Raw genomic sequence first — 15,057 nt, forward strand, 5'->3', positions numbered from 1 at the left:
GCCCTCAAAGCATCCGACTGATCGTGAAACTGCCATACACCGGCGTTTCGCGCTGGGTGTCGAATTCGCGGGTGCGGTGGTAGCGGGCGATGGCGAACTTCCAGCTGCCGTACATCACCGCCAGGCCGTAGCCGACATCGCCCACGAACGGGCGCTTGTCCACGCTGTGGCTGTTGCGGAAGGTGTTGCCGTCCAGGGTGATGTCGCGCAGCACCCAGCGCGCATCGGTGGTCAGGAACAGATGGCCCGACCAGCCGCTGGCGCGTCCGAGCCGGCTGGGGGCGGTGTTCTCGCCGGCCGGGCGGGTCGGGGTGCTGCCGAAGTCGTCCGGCAGCTTCCAGCCGAAGCGCACCTCGCCACCGGCATTCAGATGCGTGGCCATGTTGCCGACCGCGCCGCCCCAATGCGAGATGAAATCCCAGCCGAAGCCGTCCGCATTGACTGCCGCATCGCCCGGCCAGCGGCGCATGCGCTCGTGCACCAGGTTGACCAGCGGCTCGTTGTGCAGCTGGTTGTCCCAGCCCTGGAATTTTTCGTCGCCCAGCACATCGTGGATCGCATCCTGCGCTTCCTGCGCAAATGCCCACGGGCCGACCACGCCGATCTGCAGCTGGGTAGTGCGCAGATGCGCATCGTTGCGCGCGTTGTAGCCGAAGCTCGCCAGCAGGATGCCCGCATACGGGCGATCGTCCGGGATCACATCGCGGCGGGTGGGATCGGTGGGAGTGAAAATCGCCTGGCCGATCGAGAACACCATGTTCTGCTGGTCGAACTCACCCGGATGCAGACGCTCCAGATAGCCGTTGACCCAGCGCGCGGTGCGCGGCAGGCAGGGGTCGTCGGTGTAGTCGACCAGGTTGGGCGACACCAGCGTCAGCACCGCGCCGTTGGAATAGCCCTGGTCCTGGTCCTCACCGCCGAACAGGTCGTTGTCGACCCGGAAGTTCACCGCCGGCGGCGTCCGGCTCATTCTGCTGGAGTCGCACTGGTCGGCAGCCAGGGCCGGCAGCGACAGCCCGGAAAGAGAGAGCAGCAGGGCAGCGGACAAGGCGCGCGGTCGAAGCATGGAGGGCCTGGAAAGGTAGGAAAGGACGATGTTCAGCAAAGGTGCCTGCGGCCGCTGCTGCGCCGCGTGAACGTGCCCAGGAGCACAAACATTTTCTGCCGGCGCCCCACCGTGTAGAACCATCACCGGCGCGTATCTGTGTTTGGTCCGGGACTGTAATGGCAGATTCTTGCTGAAAGTTGGGGGCGGCCCGCCCGGCTCCCCGGCCGTGACGCGCTCATCCGTTCGACCAGTGCGGGCTTGGGTTTGTCCGCCATCGTCCCGATAATGGGCGGATGGAAATCAGCACCGACAACCCCGATCACGGCTTCCAGTTTCCCGGTACCTTCGAGCTCAGCGCCATGGGCGCGGCCGAGCGCGGGCTGGAAAGCGAACTTCCGCGCCTGCTCGCCGCCACCGGTGTGGAGCTGCTGGAGGAAAGCATCAGCTGGAAGCATTCGTCCAGCGGCAAATATGTCTCGGTCAAGATCGGCTTCCGCGCCGAGAGCCGCGAGCAGTTCGACGCTGCGCACCAGGCGCTGCGCGATCACCCGGAAGTGAAGTGGACGCTGTAGCGGTCCAGGCAGCGGAAAGCCCCGTTCCCGTGCTGCCGGCGCAGTTGCGCGACCTCGGTCGACAGGAGTACGCCCCGGTGTGGCGTGCGATGCAGCGTTTCACCGATGCGCGTGATGAGGCCACCGCAGACGAAGTGTGGGTGGTCGAGCATGCGCCGGTGTTTACGCTGGGCCAGGCCGGCAAGCCCGAGCATGTGCTGGCGCCGGGCGAGATTCCGGTGCTGCAGGTCGATCGCGGCGGCCAGGTCACCTATCACGGCCCCGGCCAGCTGGTGGTCTATCCGCTGCTGGACCTGCGTCGGCTCAAGATCGGCGTGCGCGATTACGTGTGCAAGATCGAGCAGGCGCTGATCGATACGCTGGACGAGTGGAATATCGTCGCCGAGCGCCGCGAGGGCGCGCCGGGCGTGTACGTGGGCGGGGCCAAGATCGCCGCGCTCGGGATCCGGGTGCGGCGCGGCTGCACCTTCCACGGCCTGTCGTTCAATGTGGCGATGGACCTGGAGCCGTTCCACCGCATCAACCCCTGTGGCTACCAGGGCCTGCAGGTGACCTCGGTGCTAGACTTGGGTGGCCCCTCCGGGATGGACGCCGTCAAGGCGGTGCTGCTCGATCAGCTGGCGCGCCAGTTCGGTCTCGTCCTGCAGCCTGTCTCCGCGTTGCCCGACCTTTCGCTTCCGGCCTGAGCGCCCGTTATTGCCATGACCCAGCCTATCGCCCGTTCCATCCCCTTGCAGGTCGTCTCCGGCGACACCGCCGCACCTGCGCCGCTGCAGACCGGCGTCAAGCAGATCGGTGGCGACAAGATCAACCGCTCGCCGGTGCAGTTCGTCGATGCGCCGGTGTTGCGCAAGCCGTCGTGGATCCGGGTGCGGATTCCGTCCGGCAATGCAGTGCAGAACCTCAAGGCCAAGCTGCGCGAAAACCGCCTGGTCACGGTCTGCGAGGAAGCCAGCTGCCCGAACATCCACGAGTGCTTCAGCCACGGCACTGCGACCTTCATGATCCTGGGCGAGGTGTGCACGCGGCGCTGCTCGTTCTGTGATGTGGCGCATGGCCGGCCCAAGCCGCCGGATGCAAACGAGCCGGCCAGCCTGGCCACCACCGTGGCCGACATGGGCCTGAAGTATGTGGTGGTGACAAGCGTGGATCGCGATGACCTGCGCGACGGCGGTGCCCAGCATTTCGTCGACTGCATTTCGGCCATCCGGGTCAGCTCACCCAAGACCCGCATCGAGATCCTGACACCGGATTTCCGCGGCAAGGGCCGCATGGACCGCGCGCTGGAGATCCTGGCGCTGAGCCCGCCGGACGTGTTCAACCACAACATCGAAACCGTGCCGGACCTGTACCCGAACGTGCGTCCGGGGGCCGACTACCAGTGGTCGCTGACCCTGCTGCAGCGCTTCAAGGCGCAGCATCCGTCCATCGCCACCAAGTCCGGCATCATGCTCGGCCTGGGCGAGACGATGGAGCAGGTTCAGGCCACCTTGCGCGACCTGCGCGCGCACGATGTGGACATGATCACCATCGGCCAGTATCTGCAGCCGACGCCGCATCACCATCCGGTGATGCGCTACTGGACGCCGGAGGAGTACAAGGCGCTGGAGGACTACGGCAATGCGCTGGGCTTCAGCCACGTCGCCTCCGGGCCGATGGTGCGCTCCTCGTATCACGCCGATCGTCAGGCCGCCGGCGCGGGCGTCGCTGCTTAAGCCAGCCGATAACGCCTGCGCCCACGCTCAGGCGGGCGCGGCCGCCGGTGCTGTGTCATCTGATGCCGCAGCCGGCCGCACGCCGAGTGCGTGTCGTCGCGAACTGCCCGCGACCGCCCTCGCGTAGCTCCGATGATTTCGAGCTAGAACGACCCACACGACCCCGCACACCGCGGGGTCGTGATGTCTCCGGCCGCTGCTCTTGGCTGGCAGGGTACGGTCGCGTTCACAATCCGCTACAGGCCCGGCGCTAGGCTGATTCAGCCAGTGGATGACAACGCCAGCAACTTTCGGCACTGTCATGCTGTCTGATCCGTTCACCGCCTTTCTTTCGTCGGCCCTGTGCCGAGAGCCATTCGATGACCTACAACGTTTCTACGTCCATGAAGGCCGGCCTGCTGGCGCTGGTGTTGACCACTCCGATGGCCTTGCTCGCACGCGCCGACACGGCGTTGCCGGCCGCAGCCACGCCCGACCAGGCCACTGCGACCAAGCTGGTCTACGGTCTGCTCTCTGACAGCCGCTATGCCTACCGTCCGCGCACGCTGGACGAAACGATGTCCAAGGACGTCTTCAAGCGCTATCTGGAAACCCTGGACGGCAGCAAACAGTTCTTTACCCAGGCCGACATCGATAGCTTTGCGCCGTTGCAGACGGGCGTTGGCGATGCGCTGCGTGGTGGCAATCTGGAGCCGGCGTTCCAGGTGTTTTCGGTCTACAAGAAGCGCGTCGATCAGCGCGTCAAGTACGCGCGCGACCTGCTCAAGCAGGACTTCGATTTTTCCGGCACCGACAAGTTCGAGTACGACCGCAAGGACGTGCCGTGGGCGGCAGACGACAAGCAGCTGGACGTGCTGTGGCGGCAGTCGGTGATGAACGATTGGCTGCGCCTCAAGCTGGCCGGCAAGAAGCCTGACGACATTCGCAAGACGCTGGATAAGCGTTATGTCTCGCTGGCCGATTCGGTCAAGCAGTTGAAGGGCGAGGACGTGTTCCAGTTCTTCGTCAACGCCTACACCAATGCGGTCGATCCGCACACCGATTACTTCACCCCGCGCACCGCAGAAACCTTCAATCAGCAGATGTCGTTGTCGCTGGAAGGCATCGGCGCGCAGCTGCAGAAGCAGGACGACATGGTGGTGATCCGCGAGGTGATCCCGGGTGGTCCGGCGGCGGTGGATGGCACGCTCAAGCCGGGCGACCGCATCGTCGGCGTGGGCCAGGCCAAGAACGGCGCGATCGAGGATGTGATCGGCTGGCGCATCGACGACGTGGTCGCCAAGATCCGCGGCAGCAAGGACACCCAGGTGCGCCTGGAATACATCCCGGCCGAATCGGGCATCGACGGCAAGCACCGTACCGTGACGCTGACCCGGCAGAAGGTGCGCCTGGCCGAGCAGGCCGCCAAGGGCGAGACCATCACCCTGCCGGCCAAGGGCAGCGAGCCGGAGCGCCGCATCGGCATCATCAAGCTGCCGGGCTTCTATCAGGATTTCGAAGGCCGTCGCCGCAACGCGACCGACTATGCCTCGGCAACGCGCGACGTCGCCAAGCTGCTGGCCGGCTTCAAGACCGACAAGGTCGACGGCGTGGTGCTGGACCTGCGCAACAACGGCGGCGGTTCGCTGGACGAGGCGATCGAGCTCACCGGCCTGTTCATCGAACAGGGCCCGGTGGTGCAGGTGCGCGAATCCGGCGGCCGGGTCACCGTCAATGGCGACAGCAATCCCAAGGTCGCCTGGGATGGTCCGCTGGGCGTGCTGATCAACCGCGGCTCGGCATCCGCCTCGGAGATCTTTGCCGGTGCCATCCAGGACTACGGTCGCGGCCTGGTGATCGGTGAAACCAGCTTCGGCAAGGGCACGGTGCAGAACATCGTCGACCTGGACCGCTGGCCGGCGGCAGAAGGGCAGCGCTACGGTCAGGTCAAGCTGACGATTGCGCAGTTCTTCCGCGTCAGTGGTTCCAGCACCCAGCACAAGGGCGTGGTGCCGGACATCGCATTCCCGGCCAGCGTGGATGCCACCGAGTTCGGTGAGAGCACCTACGACAACGCGCTGCCGTGGACGCGCATTGCCGCCGCACCGCACACCCAGTACGGCAACTTCGCGCCGCTGCTGCCCAAATTGCAGCGGCTGCATACCGCACGCATTGCCACCGACAAGGAATTCCAGTGGTGGGAAGAGGACGTCAAGCAGTTCCGCGATGAGAAGGCCAAGAAGTACATCTCGTTGAATGAAGCCGAGCGCGTTGCCGAGCGTCAGAAGCAGGATCAGCAGCGCAAGGATCGCCAGCAGGTGCGTAAGCAGCTGGGCCTGCCGCTGGACCCGCTTGCCGAAGACAGCGACGACGGCCTGACCGGCAACGAGCGCGATATCGTCAAGGACACCGCGCGCGAAAAGGCCGCAGAAAAGCGCCCGGATCCGTTGCTGCACGAATCGGCCGCCATCCTCGCCGATGCGCTGGGCCTGCTGTCGCAGGACCAGCCGTTGTCGGCGCAGGTGCTGCCGCAGTCGACCGCGCCGGGGCGTTGGGCCGACTGATCGTTTGCCGAACAGCTGGCGACAAGATCAGCTTGCAGTACAAAAACGCCACCGCATCGCGGTGGCGTTTTCATTGGGCGACCCTTTCATGTTCGGCACGACGGCGCGCGCGGGTTTGACTGACGATCGATTGCCAGCTGCCGTGCCTGTGAGCCGTGCGACGCTCCATTGCGCCTGACGCGGCTTACGCCAAGGCCTGCCAGACACCTTGCAGGCCGAGCACCAGCAAGGTGGTGAAAAAGAAACGTCGAAACGTCTCGGCGGAAATGCGGTTGCGCACCCAGGCGCCTAGCCACATGCCGATGGCGGTGGGTAGCAGTGCCCACAACGACGGAGCGATCGCCGCGCGGGGCAGTGCGCCGTGCCAGGCCAGTGCACTGGCCAGCGCCAGCGTCGCCACGCCGAAACACCAGCCCAGGGCGCGGATCAACAGCTCGCGCGGTAGTTGCAGGGCGGTGAGGTAGGGCAGTGATGGCAGCACGAACACGCCGGTGGCGCCACTCAACAGACCGGTGGCCAGCCCGGCCAGTGGCCCTGCCCACGGTTCGTGACGTGCCTGCATCGTCCAGTGCCGACGGGCCAGCCCAAGCAAGGCGTACAGCGCCAGCAGCGCGCCCAACCCGGCGCGGACCAGGCTGGGGTCGGCGCCTGTCAGCACCCCTGCACTCAGCCAGGTGCCCAGCGTCACGGCGGCCAGCAATGGCCACAGACGTCGCAACAGGGGCGCGGTGTCCGGTCCCCAGGCTTGCTGCAGATTCGTCACAAGCGAAGGCAGAGCCAGTAAGGTCGCTGCCTCGGCAGGCGTCAGCCACAGACCCAGCAGCCCCATCGCAACGGTCGGCAAGCCCATCCCGGCCACGCCCTTGACCCAGCCTGCCAGCGAAAACACGCCTGCGATCAGATGCCAGTGGGTGTGCAATGTCTCCATACCGCCAAGGATCCGGGCTTGTTCCGCGGCAGACAATGCGTGATTGTTTGATGCAGGCTTCGGCGGAGCCGAAGGCCAAGGCGGGATGCCGCGCGTGCAGAGGTCCCTGGCTTGGCTGACCTGTCTTGTCGGTGGCGAGCGCATGTCGATGACATGCACGTGCTTGTGGAGCGCTCATGCATCTGGAATTTGTCGATTTACGGTTGTTCATCGCGGTGGTCGAGACCGGCAGCATTACTGCCGGTGCGCAACGCGCGGCGTTGTCGCTGGCCGCTGCCAGTGCGCGGATTCGTGCGCTGGAGCTGCAGGTGGGCGCCGTACTGCTGGAACGCGGGCGCCGCGGCGTCAGCCTGACTCCGGCCGGTGGCGTGTTGCTCCGGCACGCACGGCAATTGCAGCGGCAGGTAGAGGCGCTGCAGCTGGAGCTGGGCGGCTATGGTGGTAGTGGGCAGGTGACGCTGCGGCTGGCGGCCAATACCGCGGCGCTGTCGGCATGGTTGCCCGAACGGTTGGCGGATTTTCTCATCGCACATCCGCAGCTGGATCTGGCATTGACCGAGCAGGGCAGCGACGAAGCTGCCGATGCGGTGCGCGAGGAACGCGCCGACATTGCCGTGGTCGCAGGTCATGCCGATCTCAGTGGGCTGCAGGTGCTGCCGTTCCGTGAGGATCGGCTAGTGCTGGTGATGGCTGCAGCGCATCCACTGGCCGGCGCCGAGACGCTGCAATTGAGCGAGCTCGCGGGAATGGACACGCTGGGGCTGGCCGGCGACAGCGCCTTGCAACGGCATCTGCGCGTGCAGATGAACCGCGCCGGCGTGCAGGTGCGCATGCGTGCAAAGGTACAAGGCATCGACGTGTTGTGCCGCATGCTCGCACAAGGCATGGGCGTGGCGATTCTTCCGCACGCAGCAGTGCAACGCTCATGCGTGCGCGATCAGCTGGCCACGGTGCCCCTGGATGCAGCCTGGGCACCGCGGCAACTTTCGATCGTGCTGCGCTGCGAGCCTGCGCCGTCGACCATGCTGCAAGCACTGGTCGATTGGCTGCAACGCGACTGAGCTGCGTCGCGTCAGAGCCGCCGGCATCGTGACAGCGTCACGTTGCCGGCGCGCTCAACGCGGCCAGGCGAATTCGGCCAGCACCGGATAGTGGTCGGACGGCAATACACCGCCGGGACGCTGATCCAGCGTGGAAAAACGTGTCGGTGTCAGGCCACGGAACAGGATCCAGTCGATGCGACGGGTCGGCTGCGTGGTGAAGTCCTGGAAGGTTTTTTCCGGGCCTTGCGGTTCGGGGGCGCGGGCGCGTGCATCGCCAAGCGAGGCGGTGAGGACGCGGTAGGTGCCCTGGTCAGGATCGCTGTTGAAGTCGCCGGTCAGCACCACCGGAATATTGGCAGGCAGCGTCGCGATGCGCGACAGGATCAGGCGCGCGCTGTGCTCGCGGGCGGCCTCGTCCTGGTCGCGGTGGGCGAAGTGCGTGTTGAGCAGATAAAAGCGGCGCTTGTCGCTGCGGCGCTCGAACAGGGCCCAGGTCACCATGCGCGGCAGGTCGATGTTCCAGCTGCTGCTGCCGGGAGCCTGTGGCGTTTCCGACAACCAGAAATCGCCCGATTCCACCACCGACACCGCGCGGCTGTCGTAGAACACGCCCATGTGCTCGTCGCTGTCGTCGCCGCGGCGGCCCTTGCCGAACCAGCGGTAATCAGGCAGCTGTGCAGCCAGATACTGCGCCTGTTCCTGCACCAATTCCTGCGTGCCGAACACGTCCGGATGCGCTTGTTCGACCAACGCCACCATCGCCGTGCGGCGCACGCTCCAGCGCTTGTCGCCATCGGTATCCACCGGCACGCGCACATTGAACGACATCACCCGCAAGGGTGCGGGCGCAGGTGCAGCCAACGCAGGCAAGGCGATGCACAGCAGCGCAAGTGCGGCGAACAGGGAACGTGAGATGGCGCGAACGGACAGGCGTGACATGCAGGCGGATTCCTCAAGGACCAATCGGCGAGTCTAATCGGCATGCATGACCGAAATGTCATTGCCACGCCGCACACGCTTGACGTCGTCGCACATCGGCGTAGCATTTGCATCAAGCCATCGGATAGACCGCTGGCTGCCTACTACAACCGTGAGGGATTCTCATGGCGCCGCAGTACGACTATCTCGTGTTTATCGGGCGTTTCGAGCCCTTTCATAACGGCCACGCCGCCGTCGCCCGCCACGCGCTGGGTAAGGCGAACAAACTCATCGTGTTGATCGGCTCTGCCGACACGCCCCGCACCATTCGTAATCCGTGGACCGTCGCCGAACGTGCGGTGATGATCGAGTCGGCGTTGCCGGGCGAGAGCCAGCGGCTGATCCTGCGCCCGTTGCGCGACCATCTGTACAACGAAAGCCTGTGGATTGCCGAGGTGCAGCGCCAGGTCGCCGAGGCCGTGCAGGCCGATGGCGGCACGCCCGATGCGCGCATCGGCCTGATCGGCATGGACAAGGACGCCAGCAGCTACTACCTGCGCGAGTTTCCGCAGTGGCCGCTGGAAGATGTCCAACATACCGCCACGTTGTCGGCCACCGAGTTGCGCCGCTATCTGTTCGAGGCCGGCGAGATCGGCTTCCACGGTGGGTTGTTGATGCTGCGCGGCAATGTGCCGGCGCCGGTGTACGACATGCTGGAAGCGTTCCGGCGCAACTCGCCGAGCTACGCGCAGCTGGTGGCCGAATACCGTTTCATCGAGCAATATCGCGCCGCCTGGAAGGATGCGCCGTATCCGCCGACCTTCGTCACCACCGATGCGGTGGTGGTGCACTCTGGCCACGTGCTGCTGGTGCGTCGTCGCGCCGAGCCGGGCAAGGGCTTGTGGGCATTGCCGGGCGGTTTCGTCGGCCAGGACGAAGGGCTGCTGGACGGCTGCCTGCGCGAGCTGCGCGAGGAAACACGGCTCAAGGTGCCGGTGCCGGTGCTCAAGGGCTCGTTGCGAGGACGCCAGGTGTTCGACCACCCCGAGCGCAGCCTGCGCGGGCGCACCATCACCCATGCATTCCATTTCGAATTTCCCGCCGGTGAGTTGCCCGCGGTGCGTGGCGGCGACGATGCCGACAAGGCGCGCTGGATTCCGCTCGCCGAAGTCATGGCGATGGGCCCGCGCCTGTACGAAGATCATCTGCATATCCTCGAATTCTTCCTGGGTCGCGGCTGAGGCCGACAAGGATTGCGTGCCGTCATCCACCCAAGGCGTCCGCGCGCAATCCAGGATCGGCTTGAACCGTAGCCTCCCGCCGGCGGACAGACCGCTGGTTCATTCGACGCGAAGGAGCTTCCGTCATGCATTACCTCGATAACCTGCTGCTCAACACCGACAGCTACAAGGCCAGCCATTGGCTGCAGTATCCACCCGGCACCGATGCGGCGTTTTTCTATGTCGAATCGCGCGGTGGTGTCTACGACCAGACCGTGTTCTTCGGCCTGCAGTCGATCCTGAAAGAGGCCATCAACCGGCCGGTGACGCACGCCGACATCGACGATGCGAAGGCCTTGCTGGCCGCGCATGGCGAGCCGTTCAACGAAGCCGGCTGGCGCGACATCGTCGATCGTCTCGGCGGGCAACTGCCGATCCGCATCCGTGCCGTGCCCGAAGGCACGGTCGTGCCCACGCACAATGTGTTGATGACGATCGAATCCACCGATCCCAAGGCGTTCTGGGTGCCGTCGTACCTGGAAACGCTGCTGCTGCGCGTGTGGTACCCGGTGACGGTGGCAACGGTGAGCTGGCAGGTGAAGCAGGTGATGCGCGATTACCTGCAGCGCACCAGCGACGATCCGGAAGGGCAGTTGCCGTTCAAGCTGCATGACTTCGGCGCGCGTGGGGTGTCCAGCCTTGGCTCGGCCGCGCTGGGCGGTGCCGCGCATCTGGTGAACTTCCTCGGCACCGATACCTTGTCGGCGTTGCTGCTGGCGCGTGCGCATTACCACACGCCGGTAGCCGGCTATTCGATTCCCGCTGCCGAGCACAGCACCATCACCAGCTGGGGCCGCGAGCGCGAGGCCGATGCGTACCGCAACATGCTGGCGCAGTTCGCGCGCCCCGGTTCGCTGGTGGCGGTGGTATCGGACAGCTACGACATCTACCGCGCGATCCGCGAGCATTGGGGCACCACCTTGCGCGAGGAGGTGATTGCCTCCGGTGCGACGGTGGTGATCCGTCCGGATTCGGGCGACCCGGTGGATGTGGTCGAGCAATGCCTGCTGCTGCTGGACGAGGCGTTCGGCCATCAGCGCAACGGCAAGGGCTACAAGGTGCTCAACCATGTGCGGGTGATCCAGGGCGATGGCATCAATCCGCAGTCGCTGCGCGCGATTCTCGAACGCATCACTGCTGCCGGCTATGCCGCCGACAACGTCGCCTTCGGCATGGGCGGTGCGCTGTTGCAGAAGGTGGACCGCGACACCCAGAAGTTTGCGTTGAAGTGCTCGGCCGTGCGCGTGGACGGGCAATGGATCGATGTCTACAAGGACCCGATCACCGACAAGGGCAAGCAGAGCAAGCGCGGTCGGCTGACCCTGCTGCGCGACCGTGCCGATGGCAGCTATCGCAGCGCATTGCTGGATGAAGTCGACGCGCATGCCGACAGCGAAGATGCGCTGGTGACGGTGTGGGAGAACGGCGTCATGCAGCAGGAGTGGACGCTGGAACAGGTGCGCGCACGTGCCGATGCCGCGCGCCGCTGACGTTCGCCGCGCGGCTGACGGTATGCACGCCTCCCTGGATGACGACTCGTTGCTGTCTGCATCGCCGCTGTTGGCCGGGTTGCGCGCCGCCGCGCCCAGCCTGCGGCGGCGCGTGCCGCAGCAGGGCGAGAGCAGCCGATGGCATGCATTGCGCATCGGCGAGCGCGCGTATCGGGCAGCGTTGCCGATCACCTTGACCCCGTATGCCTCGGTACGGCCATGTTCGGCGCGCTGCGGCTTCTGTTCGGAAAACCTGCGTCAACACCGTGGTGGCCCGGCGGCAGCGACGTTGCGGCCAGGGCCGGACTACTTTGCGCAGTTGCGCGTTGCGTTGCAGCTGCTGCACGGGGTGCCGTTGTCGTATTCCTTGTCCGGCCTGGAGATGACCGACGACCCGGACTGGTTGCAGACCTTGCTGCAGACCCTGGCGACAACGCCCGACGGCCCGTGCGTGGAGCAGCGCGTGCTGTACAGCAATGGCGCCGGCTTGGCGCGCGCGCGGGGAGCGCAGTTGCTCGATGCCCTGGTCGACTTCGGCCTGTCGTGGATCGAGCTGTCGCGTCACCACCCGCTGCAGGCCGGCAACGACGCGATCATGCGCTTTCGTCCAGACGAGCCCATTGCCGATGCGGCCATCTTCGCGCGGACGGCGCAACGCATCGCAGCGCGCCTGCCGGTGCGGCTGGTCTGCATCGTGCAGCGGGGCGGCGTGGACTGTGCCGATGGCGTGGCGCAGTACATCGCGTGGGCGCGCCGCTGTGGCGCCACGCAGGTGATCTTTCGCGAGTTGTCGCGTCTGGACGATGCGTACCGCAACAATGGCACCTGGCGCTATATCGCGCAGCATCGCATCGGCATGGAAAGCCTGTTGGCGGACTGCATGCAGCAGCCATGGTGGTCGCGTTGGCAAGCCGACGGCATGACCGAGGGGTACTACTTCTGGAATCTGCGCATGCGCAGCGAGGACGGTCTGGAAGTGGTGTTCGAAAGTGCCGACTACGCGGCCATGCACGCACGCCACGCCACCGGCGACCTCTACAAGTTGGTGTTCTTCGCCAACGGCCGCCTGTGCGCGGGCTGGGACCCGGATGCCGATGTGCTGTGGGAGCCGGCCGATGGATGAACTCGACCAGCGCAGCTGGTGGACGCCGGCACCGGATGAGCCGTCCTGGGCATTGCCCGAGGATCTGCGCGCAGCCGATCCGCTTGGCGGGCGCGACTGTGGCTGGGTGAATCAAATGCGCCCATTCGTGAGGCACTTCAGCGTGCCTGGCGCGCAGGTGTTCGATCCGTTCTGTGGATTTGGCAGCACGCTGCTGGCGGCGGCGCTGGAAGGGCGTGGCGCGCATGGCATGGAGATCGATGCCGCACGTGCACAACTTGCACGTACGCGCCTGCAGCGGCACGGCGTGCAGGCGCCGGTCGTGGTCGGCACGCTGGTCGACACCGCGCCTGCAGCGGAGATCGATCTGTGCCTGACCAACGTGCCGTATTTCGGTTGCCACTGGCACGGTGCGGCATTGCCGGGGCAGTTGTATGCCAGTGCCGATTACGCAGGCTATCTGTCCGACATGCGAGCGGTATTGCATGCCTTGCGCAAGCGGATGCGAGCGGATGGCTTCGGTGTGGCGATGGCGGAAAACATCGTCGTCGGCGGGCGGGTGATTCCGCAGGCGTGGGATCTGGGGCGGATCCTTGCCAGCCTGTTCACCCTGCGCGAGGAGCGGGTGCTGTGCTACCGGCGTCCTGGCGCGGCGCTGGCGCCTGCAGGTACGCACAGCAATCGCAGCCACGAGTACGCGCTGATTCTTCCAGCACTGCCGTGCGCGGCTGGACCTGCAGCAGGCAGCGCTGCTGCTGCAGGCGCTACGCGCAGACGGCCTGCCGGTGCAGGTGCACGGCAGCTACGCGCGCTGGCTGCAGGCGCAGGGATTCGCCTTGAGCCTGTGGGGCGAGCCATGCCGGGCGCCGGTCGCGCTGGCGGCGGTGCGTACGCACCACTATCTGCGCGCCGAGCGCATCGGCGCAGACGGCAGCCGCCTGCAGCTGGACCTGCAGCTGCCAGCGGATGAACCGCCGTTGCCCTGATCGGCCCCGCGACGCCGCGCGCACACCGGTTGCCGCTATGCTCTGTGCCGGTTTTGGATGCCGGAATGTCTCCATGTCTTGTTCTTCCCTGATTGCGCGCGGTGCCCTGCTTGGCGCGCTGGCAACCCTGGCTGGCTGCGGCGGCAGCAAGGGCGACACGATGCTGATGCGCGAGTCGTTCAATTCCGACGACACCTACTCGCGCAGCGTGGCGTCCACCTCGCCGCAGGCCTGCGAGGCCGCACGCCGGGTGTTGTTGAGCCAGGGCTATGCGGTGACGCGTGCCGATGCCGCTGCGGTGGAAGGCAGCAAGAACTTCCAGCTCAAGGAAGCCGACCAGAGCGAACAACTCAATCTGCGCATTTCCTGCGCCACGCAGGACGGCGGCAAGGCGCAGGTGTTCGTCAGCGCATTGCAGGACCGTTATGCGCTGAAGAAGAGTTCGACCTCGGCCAGCGTCGGTGTCGGCGTGCTTGGTTCGTTGTCGTTGCCGGTCGGCAGCAGCGGTGATTCGCTGGTGCGCGTGTCCAGCACCACGGTGCAGGACGCGGCCTTCTACAAACGCTTCTTCGACCGTCTGAATTCGTACCTGCCCAAGGTCACCGAAGCGGTGCCTGCACCTGCACCTGTTGCTCCGTCACCGCCGCCTCCGGCACACGCGGTGTCACAAGTACCGGCTCCGGTGCCTGCGGCCGCTCAGGCCAGCGAGGCGGCCACTGTTCCTGCCTCACCCGCAACAGCTGCGGCGCAACCTGCCGCAACACCTGTCGAACAGCCACCAGTGGCGCCGTTGCCGGTAGAGGCGCAGGACCCGCCGCCGACACCAGCCAAGGTGCCGCAAACCGAGCCAGCAACCCAGCCGTGACGGAGCGATTCAGGCTCTGCTCCAAAGCCTGAATAGCCGGTTGCACGCTTCACGTTGCGTTCTCGACCAAGTGGCGAAAGTGCAACCATGACTCGCCAAGGGGCGAGATGGAGACAGACGATGAAGATGCGCAATTCCCTTGTGGGTATGTCCCTGATCGCGTTGATGGCGACGAGCACCCTGGCGCAGGCGCAAACGCGTTCGCATCAGCAGCGCTATACCGAGGCAGATGAAGGCCGCAAGTTCGGCGATGGCACGCGCGTGCGCTGCCGCAATGTCGAAGTGCAGAAGAACTCGACCGATCCCAATCGTATCGGTGGCACTGTTGCTGGCGCGGCCATTGGTGGCCTGCTCGGCAACCAGGTTGGCGGCGGCAACGGCAAGAAGCTGGCAACCGTGGCCGGTGCAGTTGCCGGCGGTGCAGCGGGCCGCACCATCCAGGGCAACCGCCAGCAAGCCAACGGTAACCGTCAGGTCGAGCGCGTCTGCGAACGCCGCTGAACCTGATGCAGTGAACCCTGCGAGCCCCGGTCCTGCCGGGGCTTTCTACGTCTGAGGATGCAGCAC

The 15,057-nt window shown here is 65.8% G+C and carries 13 protein-coding genes and 1 pseudogene; 11 read left to right on the forward strand and 3 right to left on the reverse strand.

Features of this window, described 5'->3' with window-relative positions; genetic code table 11:
- Window positions 1-4: 4 nt before the first annotated feature.
- Complete coding sequence (locus XARJCFBP2528_RS09635) at window positions 5-1,066, reverse strand: lipid A deacylase LpxR family protein (protein WP_047124611.1); 1,062 nt, start codon at window positions 1,064-1,066, stop codon at window positions 5-7.
- A 275-nt stretch (window positions 1,067-1,341) separates the two neighbouring features.
- Between XARJCFBP2528_RS09635 and XARJCFBP2528_RS09640 the strand changes: the two genes are divergently transcribed.
- The 4 genes from XARJCFBP2528_RS09640 to XARJCFBP2528_RS09655 all read left to right on the forward strand — a co-directional run bounded on the left by XARJCFBP2528_RS09640 (window position 1,342) and on the right by XARJCFBP2528_RS09655 (window position 5,878).
- A complete protein-coding gene (locus tag XARJCFBP2528_RS09640) occupies window positions 1,342-1,620 on the forward strand; it encodes a YbeD family protein (protein ID WP_016900827.1) in 279 nt (92 codons plus the stop codon).
- Window positions 1,608-2,306 carry a lipoyl(octanoyl) transferase LipB gene (gene lipB / locus XARJCFBP2528_RS09645; protein ID WP_047124612.1) on the forward strand — a complete coding sequence of 233 codons (699 nt, stop codon included), beginning with the start codon at window positions 1,608-1,610 and terminating at the stop codon, window positions 2,304-2,306. The genes XARJCFBP2528_RS09640 and lipB overlap by 13 nt, the downstream gene beginning before the upstream one ends.
- Before the next feature lie 15 nt (window positions 2,307-2,321).
- A complete protein-coding gene (gene lipA, locus XARJCFBP2528_RS09650) occupies window positions 2,322-3,335 on the forward strand; it encodes a lipoyl synthase (protein ID WP_024939683.1) in 1,014 nt (337 codons plus the stop codon).
- Window positions 3,336-3,718: 383 nt separating this feature from the next.
- Window positions 3,719-5,878, forward strand: a complete 2,160-nt coding sequence (locus XARJCFBP2528_RS09655) for a carboxy terminal-processing peptidase (RefSeq protein ID WP_196299004.1) — start codon at window positions 3,719-3,721, stop codon at window positions 5,876-5,878.
- Window positions 5,879-6,062: 184 nt separating this feature from the next.
- Here XARJCFBP2528_RS09655 and XARJCFBP2528_RS09660 read toward each other — a convergent pair whose 3' ends face one another.
- Entirely contained in the window at window positions 6,063-6,806 is a 744-nt protein-coding gene (locus XARJCFBP2528_RS09660) for a sulfite exporter TauE/SafE family protein (protein ID WP_039811168.1), read from the reverse strand.
- A gap of 176 nt (window positions 6,807-6,982) precedes the next feature.
- Here XARJCFBP2528_RS09660 and XARJCFBP2528_RS09665 point away from each other — a divergent pair, with 176 nt between their 5' ends.
- Window positions 6,983-7,867, forward strand: coding sequence for a LysR substrate-binding domain-containing protein (locus XARJCFBP2528_RS09665; RefSeq protein ID WP_039811165.1), 885 nt, complete (start codon window positions 6,983-6,985; stop codon window positions 7,865-7,867).
- 54 nt (window positions 7,868-7,921) lie between these two features.
- Here the strand turns inward: XARJCFBP2528_RS09665 and XARJCFBP2528_RS09670 are convergent, their stop codons facing one another.
- The gene (locus XARJCFBP2528_RS09670; protein ID WP_047124614.1) at window positions 7,922-8,788 is read right to left on the reverse strand and encodes an endonuclease/exonuclease/phosphatase family protein; all 867 of its coding nucleotides are present in this window, start codon (window positions 8,786-8,788) and stop codon (window positions 7,922-7,924) included.
- Window positions 8,789-8,952: 164 nt separating this feature from the next.
- On the opposite strand from XARJCFBP2528_RS09670, the gene XARJCFBP2528_RS09675 reads away from it, so the two are divergent.
- The 6 genes and pseudogenes from XARJCFBP2528_RS09675 to XARJCFBP2528_RS09700 all read left to right on the forward strand — a co-directional run bounded on the left by XARJCFBP2528_RS09675 (window position 8,953) and on the right by XARJCFBP2528_RS09700 (window position 14,991).
- Window positions 8,953-10,008 carry a bifunctional nicotinamide-nucleotide adenylyltransferase/Nudix hydroxylase gene (locus tag XARJCFBP2528_RS09675; protein WP_047124615.1) on the forward strand — a complete coding sequence of 352 codons (1,056 nt, stop codon included), beginning with the start codon at window positions 8,953-8,955 and terminating at the stop codon, window positions 10,006-10,008.
- Window positions 10,009-10,133: 125 nt separating this feature from the next.
- Complete coding sequence (locus XARJCFBP2528_RS09680; protein WP_016900844.1) at window positions 10,134-11,537, forward strand: nicotinate phosphoribosyltransferase; 1,404 nt, start codon at window positions 10,134-10,136, stop codon at window positions 11,535-11,537.
- A gap of 22 nt (window positions 11,538-11,559) precedes the next feature.
- Window positions 11,560-12,660 carry a radical SAM family protein gene (locus XARJCFBP2528_RS09685; protein ID WP_016900845.1) on the forward strand — a complete coding sequence of 367 codons (1,101 nt, stop codon included), beginning with the start codon at window positions 11,560-11,562 and terminating at the stop codon, window positions 12,658-12,660.
- Window positions 12,653-13,625, forward strand: a pseudogene (locus XARJCFBP2528_RS09690) (DNA methyltransferase). The gene XARJCFBP2528_RS09685 and the pseudogene XARJCFBP2528_RS09690 overlap by 8 nt, the downstream one beginning before the upstream one ends.
- 73 nt (window positions 13,626-13,698) lie before the next feature.
- On the forward strand, window positions 13,699-14,490 hold the full coding sequence (locus XARJCFBP2528_RS09695) for a DUF2242 domain-containing protein (RefSeq protein ID WP_047124616.1): 792 nt from the start codon (window positions 13,699-13,701) through the stop codon (window positions 14,488-14,490).
- A 120-nt stretch (window positions 14,491-14,610) separates the two neighbouring features.
- Window positions 14,611-14,991, forward strand: coding sequence for a glycine zipper 2TM domain-containing protein (locus XARJCFBP2528_RS09700; RefSeq protein WP_026063982.1), 381 nt, complete (start codon window positions 14,611-14,613; stop codon window positions 14,989-14,991).
- The last annotated feature ends 66 nt before the right edge of the window (window positions 14,992-15,057 follow it).

The sequence above is a fragment of the Xanthomonas arboricola pv. juglandis genome, from assembly GCF_001013475.1.
Lineage (GTDB): Bacteria > Pseudomonadota > Gammaproteobacteria > Xanthomonadales > Xanthomonadaceae > Xanthomonas > Xanthomonas arboricola.

Coding starts and splice junctions, on each gene's coding strand:
- XARJCFBP2528_RS09635 (WP_047124611.1), bottom strand. CDS start 1,066: ATGCTTCGACCGCGCGCCTTGTCCGCTGCCCTGCTGCTCTCTCTTTCC.
- XARJCFBP2528_RS09640 (WP_016900827.1), top strand. CDS start 1,342: ATGGAAATCAGCACCGACAACCCCGATCACGGCTTCCAGTTTCCCGGT.
- lipA (WP_024939683.1), top strand. CDS start 2,322: ATGACCCAGCCTATCGCCCGTTCCATCCCCTTGCAGGTCGTCTCCGGC.
- XARJCFBP2528_RS09655 (WP_196299004.1), top strand. CDS start 3,719: ATGAAGGCCGGCCTGCTGGCGCTGGTGTTGACCACTCCGATGGCCTTG.
- XARJCFBP2528_RS09660 (WP_039811168.1), bottom strand. CDS start 6,806: ATGGAGACATTGCACACCCACTGGCATCTGATCGCAGGCGTGTTTTCG.
- XARJCFBP2528_RS09665 (WP_039811165.1), top strand. CDS start 6,983: ATGCATCTGGAATTTGTCGATTTACGGTTGTTCATCGCGGTGGTCGAG.
- XARJCFBP2528_RS09670 (WP_047124614.1), bottom strand. CDS start 8,788: ATGTCACGCCTGTCCGTTCGCGCCATCTCACGTTCCCTGTTCGCCGCA.
- XARJCFBP2528_RS09675 (WP_047124615.1), top strand. CDS start 8,953: ATGGCGCCGCAGTACGACTATCTCGTGTTTATCGGGCGTTTCGAGCCC.
- XARJCFBP2528_RS09680 (WP_016900844.1), top strand. CDS start 10,134: ATGCATTACCTCGATAACCTGCTGCTCAACACCGACAGCTACAAGGCC.
- XARJCFBP2528_RS09685 (WP_016900845.1), top strand. CDS start 11,560: ATGCACGCCTCCCTGGATGACGACTCGTTGCTGTCTGCATCGCCGCTG.
- XARJCFBP2528_RS09695 (WP_047124616.1), top strand. CDS start 13,699: ATGTCTTGTTCTTCCCTGATTGCGCGCGGTGCCCTGCTTGGCGCGCTG.
- XARJCFBP2528_RS09700 (WP_026063982.1), top strand. CDS start 14,611: ATGAAGATGCGCAATTCCCTTGTGGGTATGTCCCTGATCGCGTTGATG.